Genomic DNA, 22,301 nt, shown 5'->3' with positions numbered 1-22,301 from the left:
CCGGGCGGCCGGCCGCCGATCAATGCGGGCCGATCAGCATCTTGCGACCGGCGGGGCCGACCGTCTTCACCATCGTCTGGACGAAATGCGTCAGCGCCGCGACCGCTTCCTCGCGATCCTCGGCGATGACCGAGACGCGGGCGAGCAGGCCGTCGGGGATATAGCCCTGCAAATTGGCCTTCGCCATGAACAGCCGCTGGTCGAACCAGCGGATCGGCATGTTCGGCCCGACGCGCGTCCAGTAGAAGACATATTCCCGCCGCGCGCCGCGATCCGCGACCAGGAAACGGCCATGGATCGCGAAGGACGGGTTGATCGGGATCGCCATCGACTCATTGTCGAGGATGGTGAAGCCGGCCGCCGGATAGCAGACCTCCGGCCGGTGGACCTGGAGCCGTCCTTCCTGCACGCTGCTATAGGCCAGCACCATCATCACCTGCGGACCGTTATCCTCCGCATAGATGCGGGTCAGCAGCTGCTCGTAGAGGAAGCGCGACAACTGGTCCTGCGGCGGCAGCACCAGGCCCGACGCGGTGACATAGGTCCAGGGCCCCACCTTGTCGGGGAAGAGCGCGGCGAACGACTTGTCGGTCATGCGCGCCACGCTGCGCCGGGGAACGTAGAGCTCCGACACCGCGACCGTCGCGCCCAGCGCCAGGCCGATCATCATCTTGCGGCGCGAGATCGGGTCGCCCTCGCGCACCGGCACCGCATTGGGCGCGGACTCCGGTCGTGCGACGGCGGGATCGAAGGGCGGCGTGGCGACGCTGCTCATGCGGTCATCCAGCCCATGCGGGTGCCGATCATCGTCAATACCTTGTCGATCAGGAAGATGGTGAGCACCGACACCACGAACATGAACAGGCCGGCCGCTTCGTGCAGGAAGCCCTGCGCCACCGCTTCACCCGCATAATAGGTGAGCAGCACCAGGATCATCACGCGCAGGAAATTGGCGAAGACCGCGATCGGGAAGATCATCATGATCAGCAGCAGCGTATAGCGCCAGCTCGCATTGTGGCGGAGATAGACGTAGAAGCTGCCGATCGCGGTCAGGCTGATCAGCGAGTTGAGCCCGGCGCAGGCGGCGGCGATCAGCAGCTCGAACTGGCCGATATAGATGCTGACGCCCGAGGTCGCGACCGGCAGGCCGAGGTTCGAGAGCAGCCCGACCACCGCCTTGGAGATGCCGAGCTTCACCGGCTGGGTCGCGATGTCGACGAAGGTGTCGGGGATCGGGATCAGGAAGATCGAGTAGAGGATCGGGAACCACAGCACGCCCAGCGTGCGCGCGCCGCCAACCGCATAGAGCACCGCGACCACCGCCAGATAGGCGGCAAGCCCGCGCACCTCCATCAGCCCGGTCACGCGCGCGGCGATATAGAGGAGCAGCGGCGGCGCCAGCGCCAGCGCCGCCGCCCAGGCCTTGGGCGGCACCGCGACGATCGCGGCGCGGCGGGCGCTGCGGGCGAAGATCCAGATCGCGGTGGCGAAGACGATCGGCGCATGAGCAGCCTGATCGGTGCCCCAGCCGCGCGACGCGACATCGTACAGCGTCGGCGCGACCAGCGCGATGATCCCGAGCCAGAAGATCGGATTGCGGCGGAAGCGGTTCCAGACCAGCGTCGCAAAGGCGAGCAGGTCCGGATTCTGCCGGACGGGCGTGGCGCGCTGGCCTGTGGCGGTCGGGGCGGGCGCGGCGTCCCCGTCGTCGACGGGGGTGACCGGCATGGCGTGTGGCGACGAACTCAGATTCATAATCCCGGCAATCATGACCCAGCAAAAGTTAAGGGCGTCATTATGATCCGGAAGCGCCGGCGCGATCGATCGGGCGGGATGCTGTCCTGCCCACTGCCCACCGGCGTCGCCATCCTTCCCCTTGGGGGTCGATCTCTAAGGTCGCGGCCGCACCTTGGCAATGGCCGGCCCGTGCCCGGCCTGTCCCGTTCCGGCAGGGATCAAATCAATCTTCATCAATGGGTAACCATGATACCGACCGCTTCCTTTACGGCCGGTCACGCATGGTCGGGTCATGCCGCTGCCCATTCCCCTGCGCCTGATTCCCTTGGTCGCCGCCGCGCTGGCGGGTGGGATATCCCCGGCCGGCGGCGTGGCGTCGAGGGGGCAGGCGCCATCCCAGGCCATGCCGGCCGTGCGGGTCGCGCAGGATCGCGATGGGCTGTTCCGCCTCACCATAGCGGCCAATGGCACGGCGGTGCGCTTCGTCGTCGACACCGGAGCGAACGTCGTCGTGCTGACGCCGCGGGATGCCAGGCGGATCGGCGCGCATCCCCTGGCCGATACGGGCCAACGTCTGCGCACGGCCGTCGGCGACTCGGCGATGGTCGAGGCGCGGATCGAGGCGCTGGTGATCGCCGGCCGCCGCCTGGGCCCGGTCCGCGCGGTGATCGCACCGGGCGCGCCCAGCTCGCTGCTGGGACAGAATGTGCTGGGACAGATCGAATCAGTGACGCTGCGCGGCGATCGACTGGAGCTTCGCTGAGCCGCCGATCGGTGTGCGACTGCAAACACGCCAGTGATTCAAGCGAAGGCGTGTCGCCATGACCGCCGGACCATCATGCCCTGGAGGCGGGGCAGGTTATCTCTGCGAGTCCCTCCACGCCTCCGATCCGGGGCGCGGTCCGGGCGGATCGGTCGGGCGGTCGCCCTGCCCTCAGCCGAACAGCAACCGACCGGCCGCGACGACCGCGATCCATGGCAGGGCCAGGCCGGTCAGGATGATGACGCCCCGGAACTTGCGCACGCTCTGCTCGAAGGCGTCGAGCGGCGGCGTCTCGTCGGCGGCGTAGCGGATCATCTCCGGCGGGCCGAACGCGGCCGCGACCACCGTGCTCGGCGAGGCTTGCAGCGCCAGCGGATGCGAGGCGAGCGGCACGTCGAACCGGCAGCCATAGCGATCGCCCGCGCGGCGCACGACCTGCGCGCTCTGCCGGCCGATCCCGGCGATGCCGAGCGACACCGACGCGCCGATCGGCAAATAGTCCGCGCAGGACATGCGGAAGCCGGTGACCGACAATTGGTCGACCACCACGTCCAGCGGCCGCTGGTCCTGCCCGCGCAACGTCGCGTCGAGATGGACCTCATGCCGTTCGGCGGCCCGGTTATCGTCTTCGCGGTACAGTTTCGCGGTCAGTGCCATCGCACGCCCTTTCCTACTAGGCCTGCAGCATTAGCCGCAGGCTGGTTAGGGCGCCGTAAAGCGCAAAGGTAAATCCGGCGGTAACCAGGACCGCCGGACTCCTTGCATCAGGGCAGGGTCGGCTGCGCGACCGGCACCACCGGCAGCCACACCGCGCTTGCCCCGCCCGCGCCGTGCTGGATCGTCACCGTCGCCGCCTTATAGTCGGCCGGCTTGGCCAGGAAGATATTGGGGACATAGGTCTGCGGATTGCGGTCGTAGAGCGGGAAGAGCGACGACTGCACCTGCACCATGATCCGGTGCCCCGGCTGGAACACATGGTTCACCGTCGGCAGGCGGAAGCGATAGCGCTGGACCTTGTTGGCGGGGATCGGCGACGGCTTGGCGAAGCTGTCGCGATAGCGGCCGCGGAAGATGTCGAGGCTGATCGGCAGTTCATAGCCGCCCTTCTTGGGATCGGTCGGCACCTCGTCGGGATAGACGTCGATCAGCTTGACCACGAAGTCGCCGTCCGTGCCCGTCGTCTTGGCGAAGACTTCGGCGAACGGCGCGCCCGAGACCCGCAGCGGCTGGGTCAGCACCGGGGTCTGATAGGTCATCACGTCGGTCCGCCCGTCGACGCCGCGCTGGTCGCTGACCAGCCACGCGCCCCAACGGCCATCGCCGAAATTCACCGGGCGCGGCAGATGCGGCACCGGCTTGGCGGGATCGGAGACATAGGAATCGCCGCCCGAGGCCGCCGGCTCGAAGCCCAGCCCGCCATTGGCCTGGAGATAGAGCGGCTTGAGCGGCGCCTCGCAGCTCGACTCGCAGGCCAGCGGCCAGTTGGCCAGCTTGTCCCAGTGGTTCTCGCCGGTATTGTAGATCAGCGCCTGCGGCGGCGTGAAGCGCGGCTGGCCGTCGCGCAGATACTGGTCGAAGAAGGGGAAGAGATATTTCTCGCGCCACTCCGTCGCGGTATCGCCGTTCCACTTGAAGTCGCCCAAGGACGAGCCGTCGTAATTGGCCTGGCTGTGCCGCCACGGCCCCATGACCAGGAAGTTGTTGCCCAGCTTGCCCTTGGCCTTCAGCGCCTCCCAGGCGGTGATGGTGCCGTACATGTCCTCCTGGTCCCACAGCCCCTGCTCCCACATGGTCGGGACGTCGGAGGGATTGGCGGCGAGCAGCTTGTCGAGCGCTTGGCCCTGCCAATAGGCGTCATAGGCGGGATGCGAGACGAACCGGTCCCAGAAGGGAAGCTGGTCGTACCCCGACCGCTTCGCCCAATCGCCGGCCGACCCGGCGCGCAGGAACTGGGTATAGTCGTCATAGATGCCCGACGGCGGCTCCTCGCCCGCGCCCTTGTAGCCGGTCTGCGACCCGATCCAGCCGATATTGGCCTGGCGGAAGGCGCCATAGTGGAACCAGTCGTCGCCCATCCAGCCGTCGATCATCGGGCTTTCGGGCGCAGCGGCCTTCAGCGCGGGATGCGGGTGGAGCAGCGCCATCGCCACGGTGAACCCCTCATAGGAAGAGCCGACCATGCCGACGCGCCCGTTCGATTCGGGCAGGTTGGCCTTGTTCACCAGCCAGTCGATCGTGTCATAGGCGTCGGTGGTGTGATCCACCTTGGTCGGGTTGAGCGGGCCGACCACCGGCCGGGTGACGACATATTCGCCCTCCGACCCGTATTTGCCGCGAATGTCCTGGAACACGCGGATATAGCCGTGGCGGACGAAGACCTCGTCGCCCTGCGGCAGCGTGGCGAGCATCGACGGGCTGTCAGCGCGCGACGCCCGGCCGCTGGCATTATAGGGGGTGCGGGTCAGGAGGATCGGCGCGTCGGTCGCGCCCTTGGGGATGACGATGACGGTGTGCAGCTTCACCCCGTCGCGCATCGGGATCATCACCTCGCGCTTCACATAGTCGTAGCGATCGGTCGGCGGCGTGAACTTCGCGGGGATGTCGCCATGGGCGGGCCAGCCGATCGCGCCGCCCTGGCCGGTCGCGGGCGACTGCTGCGCCGGCGCGGCGGCAGCGATCAGGATGGTGGAGAGGCAAAGCAGCGAACGAAAGCGCATCGAACCGTCCCTTTGGGAAGACATTATGCCCTATCTGTGCCGGGCACCGGGACCCGTGGCAATGGGGTGTCGCGGATGATGTGATAAAATCTCATTAGCCGATCGGAGTGGTGCCCGGAATCCGATCCCGCATACGACGACGGGAAGCGCGCGATCGAGCATCGTATCCGCCCGATATCCTGTTCCCCGGCGAAGGCCGGGGCCCAGGTGGAAAGGCAGACGTAACGAAGCGCTGCGCGTTATCACCGGCGTCCCCCAACTGGGCCCCGGCCTTCGCCGGGGAACAGAAAGGGCCAAGCCCCTCAAAACCGCAAGATCATGTCCCGGCGATCCAGCCCCGAGCCATAGTCGCCCGCCGCATAGCGGCGAGCCGCATCGGTCATTCCCGCCCTATTCCGCCAGGTTCGCGAACATCCAGTCGTGGAACAGCCGCACCGGCTTGGTCTGGAAGGCGCGCGGGCGGCAGACGAACCAGTGGCTGTACGGGCTGGTCACCTCGATCTCCGGGAACAGCCGCACCAGCCGGGGATCATTGGCATGGTTATAGTGGCTGGCATGCATGAAGGCGACGCCCAGTCCCTGCGCCGCCGCCTCCAGCATCAGCCCGCCCGAATCGAACAGGTCGATCGCCTGCGGCTTGATGACGCCCAGCCCCGCCGCCACGCTCCACGCCCCCATGGTGTCGGGCATTTCGCGGTGCAGCAGGGCCGTCATCGATTCGAGCTGGCGGGGATGGGTGAGCGGGCGCGGCCCCTCCAGCAAAGCGCGCTGGCCGATGACATAGACCGAATTGCGGTCGAGCAGCTTGGAATAGAGCGCCGGATCGATGTCGCGCGCCAGCGCCACCACTGCGTCCAGCCCCTCGCCCAGCCGCGATACGCCGTGCCCGGCCGTGTCGATGTCGAGATGCAATTCGGGATGCGCCCGGCGCAACTCGCCCAGCTTCGGGAACAGCCGCTGCGCCGCGAACAGCGGCAGCACGCCCAGCCGCAGCCGCACCAGCTCCTTGCCCGCCGTCATCGCCTCGACCGCATCGGACAATTGGTCGAGCACCGGCGCGATCTGGATCAGCAGCCGCTCGCCATCCTCGTTCAGCACCATCGCCTGGTGACGGCGCGCGAACAGCGGCTTGGAAAGGAAGCGTTCCAGCGACTGGACACGCCGGCTGAGCGCGGGCGCGGACAGCGCCAGTTCCTCGGCGGCGGCCTTGATCGAGCCCAGGCGTGCGACCTGGACGAAGGCCTCGATCGACCCGAGTGGTGGCAACCTGCGCATAACCCTCTCTTATTCCGTTACCGATACCAACGATTGCCGATTTTGCAATTCTACCGTCTCTTTTCGCACTTGCAACATGGACGGTCGCAGCGCAAAAAGACGGTGCCTTTCAGGCATCCTCTCCTAAAAACTTTCACGAGCCGTGTCGTCCGACGCGGCTCTTTTTTTGCGTCCACGCCCTCTCGCAGGGGTGGAACCGGCTTCCTACCTTGCGCGCTTGCCCCGCAAAATGGCGCGTGAAAGGATGATGATGGCCGATAGTGAGACCCCCGCGCGCAGGATCCAGGTCGCCAACAGCCGCCCCGAGGATTCGGGCCGCGGTCTGGCGCACCTGCCGCGCTCGCTGATGGCGACGCTGGGGGTGGGCGAAGGCGACGTCATCGAGATCGTCGGCAAGCAGTCGACCCCCGCCCGCGCGGTCGGCCCCTACCCCGAGGATGAGGGGCTGGAGCTGTTGCGCATCGACGGCCTGCAACGCGCCAATGCCGGCGTCGGCTCGGGCGATTTCGTCGAGGTCCGCAAGATCGAGTCGAAGCCGGCGACCCGCGTCGTCTTCGCCCCGGCGCAGCAGAATCTGCGGTTGCAGGGCTCGTCCCAGGCGCTGAAGCGCACCTTTATCGGCCGCCCCTTCTGCCAGGGCGATGTGGTCGCGACCGCCGGCCACCAGCGGGTCGGCAACATGCCGCCGGGCGTGCAGCAGTTCATGAACGCGCCGGCCTATGCGCTCCAGGAAATCCGCCTCGTCGTGGTGTCGGCCAGTCCCAAGGGGGTCGTCCATATCGACGAGCATACCGAGATCGAGCTGCGCCCCGAATATCAGGAGCCGCAACAGACCCGCCGCGCCGACGTCACCTATGACGATATCGGCGGCATGGCGTCGACGATCGACCAGTTGCGCGAGATGGTCGAGCTGCCTCTCCGCTATCCCGAGCTGTTCGAGCGGCTGGGCGTCGAGCCGCCCAAGGGCGTGCTGCTCCATGGGCCGCCGGGCACCGGCAAGACGCGGCTGGCCCGCGCCGTCGCCAATGAATCGGATGCGCAGTTCTTCCTGATCAACGGCCCCGAGATCATGGGGTCCGCCTATGGCGAATCCGAATCGCGCCTGCGCGAGATCTTCGAGGAAGCGAGCAAGGCCGCACCCTCGATCGTCTTCATCGACGAAATCGACTCGATCGCGCCCAAGCGCGGTCAGGTGCAGGGCGAGGCGGAAAAGCGGCTGGTTGCGCAGCTTTTGACGCTGATGGACGGGCTGGAGGCGCGCGCCAATCTGGTGGTGATCGCCGCGACCAACCGGCCCGAGGCGATCGACGAGGCGTTGCGCCGGCCCGGCCGCTTCGACCGCGAGATCATCGTCGGCGTGCCCGACGAGCGCGGCCGGCGCGAGATCCTGGGCATCCATGCGCGCGGCATGCCGCTGGGCGACAAGGTCGACCTGGACGAGCTGGCGCGCACCACCTTCGGGTTCGTCGGCGCGGATCTGGCGGCGCTGGCGCGCGAGGCGGCGATCGAGGCGGTGCGCCGGATCATGCCCCGGCTCAACCTGGAGGAGCGGACCATCCCCGCCGAGGTGCTCGACACCCTGTCGGTCACTCGCGAGGATTTCCTGGAGGCGCTGAAGCGCGTCCAGCCCTCGGCGATGCGCGAAGTGATGGTGCAGGCGCCGACCACCCGCTGGGAGGATGTCGGCGGCCTCGACGCGGCGCAGGAACGACTGAAGGAAGGCGTCGAGCTGCCGTTGAAGGACCCGGACGCGTTCCGCCGCATCGGCATCCGCGCGGCCAAGGGCTTCCTGCTCTACGGCCCGCCCGGCACCGGCAAGACCCTACTCGCCAAGGCGGTGGCGCGCGAGGCGCAGGCGAACTTCATCGCCACCAAGTCCTCCGACCTCCTGTCCAAATGGTATGGCGAGAGCGAGCAGCAGATCACCCGCCTGTTCGCCCGCGCCCGCCAGGTCGCGCCGACCGTGATCTTCATCGACGAACTTGATTCGCTGGTGCCGGCGCGCGGCGGCGGATTGGGCGAGCCGCAGGTGACCGAACGCGTGGTCAACACCATCCTGGCGGAAATGGACGGGCTGGAGGAGCTCCAGTCGGTGGTGGTGATCGGTGCGACCAACCGGCCGAACCTGATCGATCCGGCGCTGCTGCGGCCGGGACGGTTCGACGAACTGATCTATGTCGGCGTGCCGAGCGAAGCGGGTCGACGCCGCATCCTCGACATCCAGACCCAGAAGATGCCGCTGGCGGCGGATGTGGACCTGGACGTGGTGGCACGGCGGACCGACCGGTTCACCGGCGCGGATCTGGGCGATGTGGTGCGCCGTGCCGGACTGGTGGCGCTGCGTCGATCGATCGGTGCGCATCAGGTCGACATGAGCGACTTCGAGCAGGCCCTGACCGAGAGCCGCGCCAGCGTGACGCCGGAGATGGAGCGCGATTACGAACAGATCGCCGCCCGGCTGAAGCAGGATGCCGCCGCGATCCAGCCGATCGGCTTCGCCTTTCCCGACCGGGCGGGATGATCGGACCGTCGAGACCTCCCCGTGCCCCGGCCATGGCCGGGCACGGGGATTGGTCCGGCGCTATGCCGGCCGCTTGGCCGCCGCCGCGACCTCGCGACCGAAGCGGGCCAGAGCGGTAGCAGTGATGCGGGGCTGGGCCATCCCCTTGCGGTCCCATTGCGGGGTGAGGGGCACGGAGCGCTTGCTCCACCGCCGTGCTTTCGCTCACTCGCCGATACGGACAGGCCCCGTCATCGGTTTGAACATGCGCCGTTCCGGCAGCGCCGGCAAAGCCGCATGGACCGGCGTGCCAAGCTCCAGCACGGCATCGAACCGCGCATCCGGATCGGCCGTCGGCACCAGTCCCGGCTTCGCCGCCTCGGCACGGCCACCTGAATGACTGCCGCAACCGTCCTGCTCACACGTCCAACTCGTGCCGCCATTATAGCCGACATCGACCGTCATCGTCGCGCCGCGTGGCATCAGCGAACCCGCCGTGTGGATCGTCATCCCCGGCCGCTCCACCGGCTTGCGCATCATGTGAACATTGCCCGCCAATGCGATCAGCAATCCGTCGGGGCCGAGTGGAACCGCCCGCCAATTGCGCGCCATGATCGCGTCGCGGGCGATTCCCCGGGGCTTATCCTTGCCGACATCGCTGCAGACGACGCCGCGGATCAGTCCCGCCTGCTTCAGGACCCGCAACCGCTCGAACAGGGCGAGGAAGGCGGTACTGCTGCGCCCGTCCTGCCACGTATCATGCCAGATCGGCAGGGTCAGCAACGCCGCCCGTGCCTCGGCATCGCCATTGGAGGCGAGGAAGGCATCGACCACCGGCTGATCATCCGACGAATATTCCACCGCGACCGTGACCGGCCGGCCGCTCCGCGCCGCCGCGCAGACCAGATCGGCGAAGGCGGCCGGCGTCTCCGCCGTGCCATGAATCTCCCCGATCAGCAGATAGCGTATCGAGGGTCGCCACAGGGCCTCCGCGCCGGGCGGGACCGGACATGGTCCCACCGCACTTGCCGCCGCCAGAGCCAGTGCCGCCGCCATCAGCATCCGAACCTTCCCCAAGACCCAGTGGATGGCGTGACGCTATCACAGCGCCGTCACCATCCACAACGCCATCGCCACCATCATGACATTCTCGGTCAGCGAGACGAATCCCAGCGGGACATTGCCGCTGCCACCGACACAGGCGCATTTCAATTCGCGCGCGTCGATATAGACCGCCTTCACCACCGACACCGCGCCGACCCCACCGATCGCCAACGCCACCGGGATCGACAGCCAGGGCCATAGCCGCGCCAGCATCAGCGCCCCCGCGCCCAGTTCCAGCAGCGGATAGACATAGCCATAGGACAGCCAGCGCCGCGCCAGCAGGTCATAGCCGAGGAACATGGTCGCGAACCGCTCGACATCCTGGAGCTTCAGCATCGCCAGCAGCATCATCGTCACCGCGACGAACCGTTCGGCGCCGAGCAGGCCGATCGGCGGCGCGCCGGTCAGGCCGTTGATCGCCAGCGCGATCAGCGCCGCCACCGCGAACACCGCCAGCACCGGGCGATAGCTGGTGGCGTTCGGATCACGCACCGTCAGGCCGAAATGCCGACGCAGATCGTCATAGCCGCCGATCCGCCGGCCATCGATGAAGATTTGCGGCGTCGTCTTCACGTCGTGGCGCGCCTTGAAGGCCTCCTGCTCGGCCCGGCTGGTCAGCCAATGGTCGTCGACCGCATAGCCCCTGCGGCGCAGCAGGGCGCGCGCCTTCAGCCCGAACGGACAGACATGGGTCGGCATCACCATGCGATAGAGGGTGGCGACGGGGGGATCATTCGGCGTGGCGGGCATCGATCCGGTCCTTGGCTGGCACTGTCACCGCCATCATATGGGGTACGTACCACGGTACGGAGTCAAGCATGACCATCGGCGAACTCGCCCGCGCCGCCGGGCTGGGGGTGGAGACCATCCGCTTCTATCAGCGTCGCGGCCTGATCGGCACGCCAGCGCGGATCGGCGCAGGCCTGACCCAGGGCATGCGTCGTTATGATGCGGCGCATCTGCGGGCCTTACGCTTCATCCGCTCGGCGCAGGCGGCGGGGTTCACGCTGGAGGAGATCGGCGAACTCCTGCGCCTGGACGCGACGCACGACCGCCCCCAGGCCCGCGCGCTGGCCGCCGACCGCCTCGCCGCGCTCGATCGACGGATCGCCGAACTGGAGGCCGCCCGCGCCGCGCTGCGCCGATTGGCGAAGGCCTGTGCGGTGAGCGAGGACGGCCCCTGCCCGATCCTCACCGCCTTCGACTGACGCCAAGGGTCAGGCGGCGGTCAGATCCAGCGTCTCGACACCGCCGATCGGAACACGGCGCGCAATCAGGCTGCCCGTCGGCACTTGATAGCGCTGCCGCAAGGTCACGCGTTCGACCCGGTACATGCCGGACGCCCCCTTTTCACCCGGTGCCGGCGCGAAGCTGCTATAGACCCGCCCTTCCACCTGGCGGACAATCGATCGCGCCCAGGATTCCGCCCGCATGCCACGCAGGATTTCGACTTCATCGGTCCGCCCATCCGGCCGGATCCAGAAGCCGACATCCACCCATTGCACGCTGCTGACATCACTCGACAGGACCGGGATCGGGGTCACCAGTTGAAACCGGCTGGCCGCATTGTTCACGGTGGCGAGGTCCGTGAAATCATAGGCGGGATTGACCACCAGCAAGGGCGTCTTGCGATAGCCTGCGCCGATGCTCTTCGACCGTCGCAGCATCTCTTCGTCGCTCAGGCTGGCCGCGTCGATCCGGAAGCGCATGACCCGGATCACGTCCGGCAGATCGCCGGTCCTGGCGGCGGGACGCGCGGCGATCGCGTCCAGCATCGCCCGTGCGGCCGCGCGACGGCCCATGGTCGCGGTCAGCCACGCCACCCGGATCGCGGCGACGGCGGCCATCTCCGCCTGACCGGCGCGCTCCGCCTGCTGCTCGGCCGCCTGGTAGGACAGCTTCGCCTGTCGATAGTCGCGCAGCTTCAGCCACATGTCGCTGAGCGCCGTTATCTTTGCGATCACCGCCGGATCATCGGCGGGCAGATGATCGCGCAATATCCGGACCTGTTGCCGGGTGCCGCGACGGAAGCCACTCTCGTCGCCCTCATGCAGCGAGACGGTGGCATAGGCTTCGTAGAGCGAGGAGACGAGCTTGGGGCTGGTCGCCTCATGCCGCCGATTGCGATCGATGGCGCGCGTCAGCAACAGCTTGGCCTTCAAATATTCCCCGTCGCGAAACAGCGTCTCGGCCGAAGCGATGGAGACCTGCGCATCCCGGCGCACCGTACACTGGCCTGCCTCGCATTGCCGGAGCGCCTGGGACAGGCGTTCGCCCTGAACCACGATGGCGGGCGCCTGGACCTGAGCGAGCAGCAGCAACAGGATCATCGGCCTATCTCCATGCAGCGGTCCGTCAAGCGTAACGGTATAATCTCACTCTATGGTTTCCGGCGCGATGGCACCAGTTCGGATAGGTGGTAGGTTCACAATGGACACGATTCCCGGCCGTCACGCGTGTCTGACCGTCAGAATGCGGTCCGACCGATCACATTGCCCGCCGGGCCATAGCGGCAGACGACATAGTCGAAGGAGGCGCTGCTCGCCATCGCGCAGCCGAGCGCGGTGGTCGAGCGCCAGACGATCTGGCTGTAATGGCCGACATCCTGCCAACGGCCGGTGATGCTGAACTGCGGCGTGGGATGGTTCACGAACAGCCGCGCCTCGTCCGTCCAGGCCGCCGCCATCGCGGCATGGTCATAGGCTCCGCGCGATCCGACCCACAGATTCTCGCCCTGCCCCCGCCGCATCGACGGCGGCGAGTGGCGGAAGACATCGGTTCGGGCCATATCCTCGGCATAGCTTCGCGCCGCGCCGGCGAGCGTCGCGTCCCAGGCGAGCGGCGGCACGCCGACCCGCGCCCGGGTCGCATTGTGCATCGCCAGCATCGTGCCGCGCAGGGGATCATCCGCCGATGGCGCGACCGGCTGAACCGGGGCGGGCGGCGGCGGCTCCGCCGCCCGGGCGGCCGGAGCGATGGCGAAATCCAGGCTCGCCCATGCGAGCCCCGACATGATCAAATGCGAACGCACGACTTCCCCCAGCCTCCTGGCGGCCCCATAGCGGTGCAAGATGAACATTTTCCGAACGTATACGATGTCCGACGACCTCGCCCTCTATGTCCATTGGCCTTTCTGCGTCTCGAAATGCCCCTATTGCGACTTCAACAGCCATGTCCGCGCGAGCGTGGACGAGGCGGCGTGGCAGGACGCGCTGCTCGCCGACCTGGCTTATGAGGCGCAGGCGCTGCCGGGGCGGCGGATCGGATCGATCTTCTTTGGCGGCGGGACGCCCTCGCTGATGCCGCCCGCCACGGTCGCCGCCGTGCTGGCGGCGGCGGAGCGGCATTGGGGCTTCGCACCGGATGTCGAGATCACGCTGGAAGCCAATCCCTCCTCGGTCGAAGCCGCCCGCTTCGCCGACATCGCCGCCGCCGGGGTCAATCGCGTGTCGCTCGGTCTCCAGGCGCTGGACGACGAGGCGCTCCGCTTCCTGGGCCGCGCGCATGGCGTGGCGGAGGGGCTGCGCGCGGTGGAGACGGCGCAATCCGCCTTCGCGCGGGTCAGCGTCGACCTGATCTATGCCCGGCCCGGCCATCGCCTCGCGGATTGGGAGGCGGAGCTGACGCGCGGCATCGCGCTCGGCACCGAGCATCTGTCGCTCTACCAATTGACCATCGAGCCGGGCACGCGCTTCGCGACCGAGGCGCAGGCGGGGCGGCTGGTGATCCCCGATGGCGACACCGCCGCCGACCTGTTCGAGGCGACCCGCGCCATGACCGCCGCCGCCGGCCTGCCCGCCTATGAGACATCCAATCACGCCCGCCCCGGCGCGGAGAGCCGCCACAACCTGACCTATTGGCGGTACGGCGATTATGCCGGCGTCGGGCCGGGCGCGCATGGCCGGCGCGGCGGGCTGGCGACGGTGCGGCACAAGAAGCCGGAGAATTTCCTGAACGCGGTCGCCCGCAACGGCCATGGCGCGCAGAGCGAGACCCCGCTCACCCCGCACGAACGCGCGACCGAGGCGCTGGTCATGGGCCTCCGCCTGCGCGAGGGGATCGACACGGCGCGGGTCGCGGCGCTGGCCGGCGGCACCGCGCCGATCGATACGCGCGCGGTGGCGCGTCTCTCGACCCAGGGACTGGTGGCGACGGAACCCGGCCGGTTGCGCGTGACCGAAGCGGGCGCGCTGCTGCTCGACGCGATCCTGACCGAGCTGGTCAGCGACGGCTGAGGTCGCGCTACGCTCCATGTCCGCGCCCTATCCCCCGAAGCCGGCCGGCGCGGGGGAGACGACGATGCTGCCGCCCGGGCGCACCTCCTGCACCTCCAGCGCGCGTTCGGCGACGCCGTCGCGGCCGAAGCGGAACGCGCCATCGATCCCGGCGAACCCGTCCGGATCGCGCAGCTTCGCCTCGGGGAAGGGCCGGCCGGTTGCCCAGTCGCGGGAGATGCGCACGGTCAGCAGCACCGCGTCATAGCCGAGGCTCGACAGGCGATAGGGGGAGGCGCCGTAGCGCGCACGGTATTTGATCGCATATTGGCGATAGAGCGTGTTCGACACCGAGGCATACCAGGCCCCGGCCAGCGCGGTCTTCGCCGCCAGGCCGTTTTCCGAATTCCACAATTCGGTGCCGAGCAGGTGCGTGCCCGCCCCGCTCGCGCGCTTGACGACGGGCGCGGCGACCGCCGCCACCGGGGCGCTGTCGGCGATCATCACCGCGTCATAGGGGGCCTTGGCGACCAGCCGCTGCGCCGCCGCGCCGACCGCCCCGGCGGCGCGGCCATAGGTCTGGAGCGAGACGACCTGCCCGCCCGCCCCCTCGACCGCGCGCAGGAAGGCGGTGGAGGCCCGCTCGCCATAGAGGCCGTTGGGCACCAGCCCCGCGAAGCTGGTGACGCCGCGCCCATGCGCATAGTCGACCACGCGCGCGATCGACTGGGCCGGGACATAGCCCATCACATAGGTGCCCGGCCCCGCCACGCTGGTGTCGTTGGAGAAGGACAGCACCGGCACGCCCGCCGCGCGCGCGATCGGCGCGACCGCGCGGGCATCGTCGGCCAGCAGCGGGCCAAGGATCAGTTGCGCGCCCTCGGCGATCGCGCGGCTCGCCGCCGCCGCCGCGCCGCCGGCCGTGTCGTAATTGGTGATGCGGACCGACTTGGCCTGGGTGTCGAGCAGCGCCAGCATCGTCGCATTGGCGATCGAACGGCCGACGCCGGCATTGGCCCCGCTCAGCGGCACCAGCAGCGCGACGCGATTGCGCGCCTCGTCGCGCGGTAGGCCCGGCTCCACCCCGGCCGGGGGACGGACGACGGGCGCGGTCGCCTGGGGCGGCGGCGCGGGCGGTTCGACCCCACGCGGCACCACCGTCGAACAGGCGCCGAGCAACGCCGCGGCGGCCAGCGCGAACCAGCGCCCGACACGCCCCCGTTGCAGCGACCCCGTCGCCTCTGCCATGTGCATCCCCATGTCTCCTCTTGAACCCGGACTCTACATCGTCGCGACGCCGATCGGCAATCTCGGCGACCTAAGCCCCCGTGCGGCCGATATTCTTTCGCGTGCCGACGTCATCGCCGTGGAGGACAGCCGCGTCACTGCCGGCCTCCTCCGCCATATCGGTGCGAAGCGCCCGATGGTTCCCTACCACGACCATAATGCCGAAGGGGTCCGTCCCGGACTGATCGCCCGGATGGCCACGGAGGCGGTGGCCTTGGTGTCGGATGCGGGCACGCCGCTGATTTCCGACCCCGGCTACAAGCTGGTCCGCGACGCGCGCGCGGCCGGCCATGCGGTGGTCACCATTCCCGGTCCGTGCGCGGCGGTGGCGGCCCTGACGCTCGCCGGCCTGCCGACCGACCGCTTCCTGTTCCTGGGCTTCCTGCCGCCCAAGGAGAAGGCGCGCGGCGATGCCATCGCCGAGGTGGCGGCGGTGCGAGCGACATTGGTCCTCTACGAATCCGGCCCGCGCCTGGGCGCCTGCCTGGCGACGCTGGCGGCGGTGCTGGGCGACCGCGAGGCGGCCGTGACGCGCGAGATCAGCAAGCGGTTCGAGGAGGCGGTGACGGGCACGCTGGCGACGCTCGCCGACCGCTATGCCGACGCCCCGCCCCGGGGCGAGATCGTCATCGTCGTCGCGCCCCCCGGCGAGGCCCCGCCCGCCAGCGCGGAGGAAGGCGACACGGCGCTGGCCGAAGCCCTCACCCGCCTCCCCGCCGCCAAGGCCGCCGGCGAGGTGGCGAAGCGCCTGGGGCTGGACCGCAAGGCGCTGTACGCGCGGGCGCTGGCGATGAAGGCGGAGGGGTGAGGATGAGGAGCGCCCCCACAGAGCAGTGACGCGGCGGCGCTATCCGCACCGAGTGGCGAGAGGATAGCGTTCGAGAAATGATCGACTATCGAAAACGATACGGATCAAGCGTTTATTCAGCGCCCCCTTGCGGCAACCTCATCAGCCATATCCATCTGGTTGTCAGCTCGTAAACTGGACTCGACTTGCCATAGGTGACAAGCGTTCCAAGCGGATGCGCCCGGATCGCTTCGTAAAGCACATCAGGACGGTTTTCACGAAAGACAGGAGGGCGGTACATAGCCACTCCACATACGGCATGTGCTGGACACATTCTATACCGCGCTTAAGCCGATTCAACATTCCCTCAATAGCATTTTCGATGGGACGAAGCTCCGGATTGCTTAGTCAACCTCTACCTGTCTCTTGCGTCTTCCCGATTGATCTTTTTTCGAAACGCCATAAAGCGGATGGGGAAACCAGACGGGATGCTTAGCCAAATCGTTCGGCTCTCACTGCAACTGGGGTACGCGCCGTTAAGCTAACGCGCGCGACCGTGCCTCTTGCCACCCGTCTTCGGCCGCGCCACCCTGCACGCCATGCTCCGCCCTTCCCGCCCCCGGACCGCCGCGCACCGCCAGAAGGCCGAGTCCGCCGGTCGGCGCGGCGAGCGGCTGGCGGGGTGGTGGTTGCGGCTGAAGGGCTGGCAGGTGCTGGACCGCCGGGTCCGGACACCCGCCGGCGAGGTCGATCTGGTCGCGCGCCGGGGTTCGCTCATCGCCTTCATCGAAGTGAAGACGCGCGCGACCGCCGCCGATCTCGACTGGGCGATCGACGAACGCCGGCTGGCGCGGGTCGCGGCGGCGGCGGAGCTGCTGATGCCGCGCTATGCGGGGCCGGGCGACGATATCCGCGTCGACGTGCTGCTGCTCGCCCCCGGTTGCCGGCCGCGTCATATCGAGAATGCCTGGATCGGCGGCTGAGACGCGCCTACATCCCGCCGCCACAGCCCCAAGCCCGATCGGAGTGCCCATGTCCCTTTCCGTCGCGGTCCAGATGGACCCGCTCGCCGGCATCAACATCGCCGGTGACTCCAGCTTCGCGCTGATGCTGTCGGCGCAGGCGCGCGGGCATCGCCTGTTCCATTACGGGCCGGAGGATCTCAACTGGTCCGACGGGCGGCTGACGGCGCGCGCGCATCCGGTGACGGTGCAGCGGGTGGCGGGCGATCATTTCCGCTTCGACGCGCCCGTCCGGCTCGACCTGGGGGCCGAGGTCGACGTCATCCTGATGCGCCAGGACCCGCCCTTCGACCTGGGCTATATCACCGCGACACACCTGCTGGAGCGGATCGCCGACCGGACCCTGGTCGTCAACGATCCGCACAGCGTCCGCAACGCGCCCGAGAAGGTGTTCGTGCTGGACTATGCGCATTTCATGCCGCCGACGCTCATCACCCGCTCGCTGGAGGAGGCGCGCGCTTTCCTGGCGACGCATGGCGAGATCGTGGTCAAGCCGCTGCACGGCAATGGCGGCAAGGCGATCTTCCGCGTCGGCGCGGACGGGGCGAACCTGTCGGCGCTGATCGAGGTGTTCAACCAGACCTGGCGCGAACCGCACATGATCCAGGCGTTCCTGCCGGCGGTGGCGAAGGGCGACAAGCGCATCGTGCTGGTCGATGGCGAGGTGGCGGGCGCGATCAACCGGCTGCCCGGCGAAGGCGAGATCCGCTCCAACCTGGCGGTCGGCGGATCGGCGGAGAAGACCGAGCTGACCGATCGCGAACGGGCCATCTGCGCGGAACTGGGGCCGGAGCTGAAGCGGCGCGGGCTGCTGTTCGTCGGCATCGACGTGATCGGCGGCGAGTGGCTGACCGAGATCAACGTCACCTCGCCGACCGGCATCGTCGCGATCGAGAAGTTCGACGGCACCGATGTCGCCGGCATGATCTGGGATTCGATCGAAGCCAAGGTCGCCGCCCGGCGTTGAACCGGGCATGACCGACTTCATCCTCGAATGGATCACGCGCGGCGGCTATCTCGGCATCGTCGCGCTCATGGCGCTGGAGAATATCTTTCCGCCCATCCCCTCCGAGGTGATCATGGGGCTGGGTGGCATGGCGGTGGCGCGCGGGCAGATGCAGCTTGGTTGGCTGCTGCTTGCCGGCACGGTCGGGTCGGTGATCGGCAATTACGTCTGGTACGCGCTCGGCCGGAAGTTCGGCTATCGGGGGTTGAAGCCGTTCGTCGATCGCTGGGGACGCTGGCTGACCGTCGACTGGCAGGATGTGGAGGCGATCACCCGCTTCTTCCACGATCGCGGCGGCTGGGTGATCTTCGTGTTCCGCTTCATGCCCAGCTTCCGCACGATCATCTCGCTGCCCGCCGGCATGGCGAAGATGCCGCGCTGGCGCTTCCTGGTCGCGACCAGCGCCGGGACGACGATCTGGAACATCATCCTGGCGGGCGCGGGCATCCTGCTCGACCGTAATTTCGAGCAGCTCGACCGCTATGTCGGGCCGCTGGCGATCGCGACCATGGTCGCGGTGCTCGGTTACTATGTCTACCGCGTCGTCACCTGGAAGCCACGCGAAGAATAAGGATGGGTTCAGAGAAGGCGCGAAGGCGCAAGGAGGATTCGCGCGCGCCAGCGCCTCCTCCATTTAGCGCCGGTGAAGAAGGGAAACGGATTGTCCAGCCGCAACGCCTTCGCGCCTTCGCTGAACAATCTTCTTCTTGCGCCTTGCGTCTTGGCGGACAAAAACCCTCAAGCCCGGGGATGCGCATGACGGTACACGTCGAGCAGATGCGCCGCGTCCACCGCCGTATAGATCTGCGTCGACGACAGGCTGGCATGGCCCAGCAGTTCCTGGAGCGACCGCAGGTCCGCCCCGCGCCCCAGCAGGTGCGTCGCGAAACTATGGCGGAGCGCATGCGGCGTCGTCCGTTCGCCGAGCGACAGCCGCGCCCGCGCCCCCCGGATCGCGCGGCGGATCAGCGTCGGCGACAGCGGCCCCCCGCGCAGGCCCCGGAACAGCGCCGCATCCTTCGCCATCGCCCAGGGGCATTGCGCGACATAGGCGTCGATTGCGCCCTTCACTTGCGCGAGCAGCGGCACGATCCGCGTCCGGCCGCCCTTGCCCTGCACCGTCAGCGTCTCGCCGAGCGGCAGGACGCGGCCGGTCAGCGCCATCGCCTCGCCGATCCGCAGGCCCGCGCCATAGAGCAGCAGCAGCAACGCCCAGTCGCGCGCCGCCATCCACGGCTCCAGCGCCTCGTCCGCCACCTCCTCCGCCAGCGCCAGCACGTCGGCGGGCGCGACCGGGCGCGGCACCGATCGGGGCGAGCGCGGCGCGCGCAGCCGCGGCGGCTCGATCTCCGCCCATTCCAGGAACCCGCGCACCGCCGACAGTTCGCGCGCGGCCGACGCGTTGGTCAGTCCCTCCCCCCGTCGCGCGGCCAGATAGGCGCGCAGGTCGGCACCGGTCAGCGCGGCCAGCCGGGTCGAAGTCACCGGTTCGCCCCAATGGCCGCGCAGGAAGGCGAGCAGCCGGTCGGCGGTGGCATGATAGGCGCGCACCGTATGCGCGGAGCGGCGGCGCACATCGGCGAGATGCGCGGCCCAGCGGGCGGCGAGCGGATGCGGGAGCGCGGGTGTCACCCGCCGCTTGTGCCAGCCCGCCGGCCGGCGCGCCAGCGCGGCGGCTTTCCGATCCGCGCCAAAACCCCCATATGACCGGCGACATGTCCCGTGCCCGCGTCCTCCTGCTCAATGCCGCCCTGGGTCCACTCGATTACCGCGTGCCGCACGGCATGACGGTGGAGCCCGGTTCGATCGTCGTCGCGCCGCTCGGGCCCCGCCAGCTGCTCGGCGTGGTGTGGGAGCCGGAGCGGATGCCGTCGGAGGGCGAGGTCGGCGACAATCGTCTGCGCCCGCTGCTCGCCGCCGCGCCGGTGCCGCCGCTGGGCGATTCGCTGCGTCGGCTGGTGGAGTGGACCGCCGACTATTATCTCGCGCCTCCCGCCGCCGTGCTGCGCATGTGCCTGTCCTCCACCTCCGCGCTGGAGGGCGCGCGCAGCGTCACCGAATATCGCGCCACCGGCGAGATGCCCCCGCGCCTGACCCCGCAGCGCGAACAGGCGCTGGAGCGGATCGCCGACCGCCAGGGCCTGATCCGCGAACTGGCGACGATCGCGGAAGTGTCCGACGCGGTGATCCGCGGCCTGGTCAAGACGGGGGCGATCGAGGCGGTCGAGGTGGATATCGACAGCCCCTATCCCCGGCCGGACCCCGATCACGGCGCGCCGACCCTGTCCGACGACCAGCGCGCCGTCGCGGACGTGCTGGTCGCCAATGTCGATGCCCGCGCCTTCCAGCCGACCCTGCTCGACGGCGTCACCGGATCGGGCAAGACCGAGGTCTATTTCGAGGCGGTGGCGGAGGCGATCCGGCAGGGTCGGCAGACCATCGTCCTGCTGCCCGAGATCGCGCTGACCGAGCCGTTCCTCAAGCGGTTCCACGACCGGTTCGGCTGCGAGCCGGTGGCGTGGCACAGCGGCCTGCGCTCGACCCAGCGCCGCCGCGCCTGGCGCGCCATCGCCAGCGGCGAGGCGCTGGTGACGGTGGGCGCGCGCTCGGCGCTCTACCTCCCCTATCGCAATCTCGGCCTGATCGTCGTCGACGAGGCGCACGAGACGAGCTTCAAGCAGGAGGAGGGCGTGCATTACCACGCGCGCGACGTGGCGGTGATGCGCGGCCTGTTCGAGCGATGCCCGGTGATCCTCGCCTCCGCCACCCCGGCGATCGAGACGCGCCAGCAGGTCGAGTTGGGCCGCTATGCCGAACTGAAGCTGCCCGGCCGCTACGGCGTCGCCGAGATGCCGACGATCGAGGCGATCGACCTGCTCAGCCAGCCGCCCGAGCGCGGCCGATGGCTCGCCCCCAAGCTGGTCGCGGCGATGAAGGACCGGATGGAGAAGCGCGAACAGTCGCTGCTCTATCTTAACCGGCGCGGCTATGCGCCGCTGACGCTGTGCCGCAATTGCGGTCACCGCTTCCAATGTCCGAACTGCACCGCCTGGATGGTCGAGCATCGGCTGGTGCGCCGCCTGGCCTGCCACCATTGCGGCCATGTCATGCCGACGCCGCGCGCCTGCCCCGAATGCCAGGCGGAGGAATCGCTGGTCGCCTGCGGCCCCGGCGTCGAGCGGATCGCCGACGAGGTCACCGCCCTGTTCCCGGAGGCGAAGGTGGCGGTGGTCACCTCCGACACCATCTGGTCGCCGGCCAAGGCGGCGGAGTTCGTCGGGCGGATGGAGGCGGGCGATATCGACATCGTCGTCGGCACCCAGCTCGTCACCAAGGGCTATCACTTCCCCAACCTGACCCTGGTCGGCGTGGTCGATGCCGATCTGGGGCTGGAGGGCGGCGACCTGCGCGCCGCCGAGCGGACCTTCCAGCAGATCCGCCAGGTGTCGGGCCGGGCCGGGCGCGGGGCGAAGCCCGGTCATGTCTATATTCAGACCCATGCCCCCGCCGCCCAGGTGATGCAGGCGCTGGTGACGGGCGATTCGGACGCCTTCTACGCGGCGGAGACGGAGGCCCGGCGCGATGCCGGCGCGCCGCCCTTCGGCCGCTATGCCGCGATCATCGTCAGCTCGGAGGATCAGGCGTGCGCGCAGGAAACCGCCCGGCTGGTCGGGCGCAGCGCGCCGCAGGTGGAGGGGATGATGGTCTATGGCCCCGCGCCCGCGCCGCTGGCAATGCTGCGCGGCCGCCACCGTTTCCGCCTGCTGGTCCATGCCCGCCGCGCGCTCGACGTGCAGGACGTGATCCGCGACTGGCTGGGCAAGCTCGACTGGTCACCCAAGGCGCGGGTGACCGTGGACGTGGACCCCTATAGTTTCCTGTGAGGCGT

At 68.8% G+C, this 22,301-nt stretch carries 21 protein-coding genes; 9 read left to right on the top strand and 12 right to left on the bottom strand.

Features of this window, described 5'->3' with window-relative positions; genetic code table 11:
- Positions 1-19: 19 nt before the first annotated feature.
- Together epsI and xrtV are read right to left on the bottom strand one after the other, a co-directional pair.
- On the bottom strand, positions 20-775 hold the full coding sequence (gene epsI / locus BRX43_RS00385; protein WP_125992840.1) for an exosortase-associated protein EpsI, V-type: 756 nt from the start codon (positions 773-775) through the stop codon (positions 20-22).
- Positions 772-1,755: an exosortase V gene (gene xrtV / locus BRX43_RS00380; RefSeq protein WP_206433053.1), complete on the bottom strand. Its 984-nt coding sequence runs from the start codon at positions 1,753-1,755 to the stop codon at positions 772-774. The genes epsI and xrtV overlap by 4 nt, the downstream gene beginning before the upstream one ends.
- Before the next feature lie 274 nt (positions 1,756-2,029).
- On the opposite strand from xrtV, the gene BRX43_RS00375 reads away from it, so the two are divergent.
- Positions 2,030-2,500: a TIGR02281 family clan AA aspartic protease gene (locus BRX43_RS00375; RefSeq protein ID WP_125992838.1), complete on the top strand. Its 471-nt coding sequence runs from the start codon at positions 2,030-2,032 to the stop codon at positions 2,498-2,500.
- Between the two features lie 171 nt (positions 2,501-2,671).
- On the opposite strand, the gene BRX43_RS00370 is transcribed toward BRX43_RS00375, so the two are convergent.
- The 3 genes from BRX43_RS00370 to BRX43_RS00360 form a co-directional block, all read right to left on the bottom strand.
- On the bottom strand, positions 2,672-3,157 hold the full coding sequence (locus tag BRX43_RS00370; RefSeq protein WP_125992837.1) for a PilZ domain-containing protein: 486 nt from the start codon (positions 3,155-3,157) through the stop codon (positions 2,672-2,674).
- Positions 3,158-3,264: 107 nt separating this feature from the next.
- The gene (locus tag BRX43_RS00365; RefSeq protein ID WP_125992836.1) at positions 3,265-5,217 is read right to left on the bottom strand and encodes a CocE/NonD family hydrolase; all 1,953 of its coding nucleotides are present in this window, start codon (positions 5,215-5,217) and stop codon (positions 3,265-3,267) included.
- Positions 5,218-5,607: 390 nt separating this feature from the next.
- Positions 5,608-6,492: a LysR substrate-binding domain-containing protein gene (locus BRX43_RS00360; RefSeq protein ID WP_125992835.1), complete on the bottom strand. Its 885-nt coding sequence runs from the start codon at positions 6,490-6,492 to the stop codon at positions 5,608-5,610.
- A gap of 250 nt (positions 6,493-6,742) precedes the next feature.
- On the opposite strand from BRX43_RS00360, the gene BRX43_RS00355 reads away from it, so the two are divergent.
- The gene (locus BRX43_RS00355; RefSeq protein WP_125992834.1) at positions 6,743-9,013 is read left to right on the top strand and encodes a CDC48 family AAA ATPase; all 2,271 of its coding nucleotides are present in this window, start codon (positions 6,743-6,745) and stop codon (positions 9,011-9,013) included.
- Between the two features lie 204 nt (positions 9,014-9,217).
- Here BRX43_RS00355 and BRX43_RS00350 read toward each other — a convergent pair whose 3' ends face one another.
- Positions 9,218-10,069, bottom strand: coding sequence for a hypothetical protein (locus BRX43_RS00350; protein WP_125992833.1), 852 nt, complete (start codon positions 10,067-10,069; stop codon positions 9,218-9,220).
- A gap of 24 nt (positions 10,070-10,093) precedes the next feature.
- Positions 10,094-10,846: a glutaredoxin gene (locus tag BRX43_RS00345; RefSeq protein ID WP_125992832.1), complete on the bottom strand. Its 753-nt coding sequence runs from the start codon at positions 10,844-10,846 to the stop codon at positions 10,094-10,096.
- Positions 10,847-10,914: 68 nt separating this feature from the next.
- On the opposite strand from BRX43_RS00345, the gene BRX43_RS00340 reads away from it, so the two are divergent.
- A complete protein-coding gene (locus BRX43_RS00340) occupies positions 10,915-11,304 on the top strand; it encodes a MerR family transcriptional regulator (protein WP_125992831.1) in 390 nt (129 codons plus the stop codon).
- Between the two features lie 9 nt (positions 11,305-11,313).
- Here the strand turns inward: BRX43_RS00340 and BRX43_RS00335 are convergent, their stop codons facing one another.
- The gene (locus BRX43_RS00335) at positions 11,314-12,426 is read right to left on the bottom strand and encodes a hypothetical protein (protein ID WP_125992830.1); all 1,113 of its coding nucleotides are present in this window, start codon (positions 12,424-12,426) and stop codon (positions 11,314-11,316) included.
- 137 nt (positions 12,427-12,563) lie between these two features.
- Positions 12,564-13,109 (bottom strand): CAP domain-containing protein, encoded by a 546-nt coding sequence (locus BRX43_RS00330; RefSeq protein ID WP_125992829.1) that lies wholly within the window; start codon positions 13,107-13,109, stop codon positions 12,564-12,566.
- An 82-nt stretch (positions 13,110-13,191) separates the two neighbouring features.
- On the opposite strand from BRX43_RS00330, the gene hemW reads away from it, so the two are divergent.
- Positions 13,192-14,331, top strand: a complete 1,140-nt coding sequence (hemW, locus tag BRX43_RS00325; protein WP_125992828.1) for a radical SAM family heme chaperone HemW — start codon at positions 13,192-13,194, stop codon at positions 14,329-14,331.
- Positions 14,332-14,358: 27 nt separating this feature from the next.
- Here hemW and BRX43_RS00320 read toward each other — a convergent pair whose 3' ends face one another.
- Complete coding sequence (locus BRX43_RS00320) at positions 14,359-15,558, bottom strand: penicillin-binding protein activator (protein ID WP_125993003.1); 1,200 nt, start codon at positions 15,556-15,558, stop codon at positions 14,359-14,361.
- Between the two features lie 10 nt (positions 15,559-15,568).
- Here BRX43_RS00320 and rsmI point away from each other — a divergent pair, with 10 nt between their 5' ends.
- Positions 15,569-16,405: a 16S rRNA (cytidine(1402)-2'-O)-methyltransferase gene (rsmI, locus tag BRX43_RS00315; RefSeq protein WP_125992827.1), complete on the top strand. Its 837-nt coding sequence runs from the start codon at positions 15,569-15,571 to the stop codon at positions 16,403-16,405.
- A gap of 112 nt (positions 16,406-16,517) precedes the next feature.
- Here rsmI and BRX43_RS00310 read toward each other — a convergent pair whose 3' ends face one another.
- Positions 16,518-16,685 carry an FMN-binding negative transcriptional regulator gene (locus BRX43_RS00310; RefSeq protein WP_125992826.1) on the bottom strand — a complete coding sequence of 56 codons (168 nt, stop codon included), beginning with the start codon at positions 16,683-16,685 and terminating at the stop codon, positions 16,518-16,520.
- 298 nt (positions 16,686-16,983) lie between these two features.
- Between BRX43_RS00310 and BRX43_RS00305 the strand changes: the two genes are divergently transcribed.
- Genes BRX43_RS00305 through BRX43_RS00295 form a run of 3 tightly spaced genes read left to right on the top strand, consistent with a single transcriptional unit; the run spans position 16,984 to position 18,983 of the window.
- Complete coding sequence (locus tag BRX43_RS00305; RefSeq protein ID WP_125992825.1) at positions 16,984-17,367, top strand: YraN family protein; 384 nt, start codon at positions 16,984-16,986, stop codon at positions 17,365-17,367.
- A gap of 49 nt (positions 17,368-17,416) precedes the next feature.
- A complete protein-coding gene (gene gshB / locus BRX43_RS00300) occupies positions 17,417-18,373 on the top strand; it encodes a glutathione synthase (RefSeq protein ID WP_125992824.1) in 957 nt (318 codons plus the stop codon).
- A gap of 7 nt (positions 18,374-18,380) precedes the next feature.
- Positions 18,381-18,983, top strand: a complete 603-nt coding sequence (locus BRX43_RS00295) for a DedA family protein (protein WP_125992823.1) — start codon at positions 18,381-18,383, stop codon at positions 18,981-18,983.
- 167 nt (positions 18,984-19,150) lie between these two features.
- On the opposite strand, the gene BRX43_RS00290 is transcribed toward BRX43_RS00295, so the two are convergent.
- Positions 19,151-20,044: a tyrosine-type recombinase/integrase gene (locus tag BRX43_RS00290; protein ID WP_125992822.1), complete on the bottom strand. Its 894-nt coding sequence runs from the start codon at positions 20,042-20,044 to the stop codon at positions 19,151-19,153.
- Between the two features lie 83 nt (positions 20,045-20,127).
- On the opposite strand from BRX43_RS00290, the gene BRX43_RS00285 reads away from it, so the two are divergent.
- Positions 20,128-22,296, top strand: a complete 2,169-nt coding sequence (locus tag BRX43_RS00285) for a primosomal protein N' (RefSeq protein ID WP_125993002.1) — start codon at positions 20,128-20,130, stop codon at positions 22,294-22,296.
- The last annotated feature ends 5 nt before the right edge of the window (positions 22,297-22,301 follow it).

The organism is Sphingomonas sp. S-NIH.Pt15_0812, assembly GCF_003951315.1.
In the GTDB taxonomy this organism is placed as follows: domain Bacteria; phylum Pseudomonadota; class Alphaproteobacteria; order Sphingomonadales; family Sphingomonadaceae; genus Sphingomonas.
Note: the sequence above shows the minus strand (reverse complement) of the source record. Positions and strands in the feature narration are given on the sequence as shown.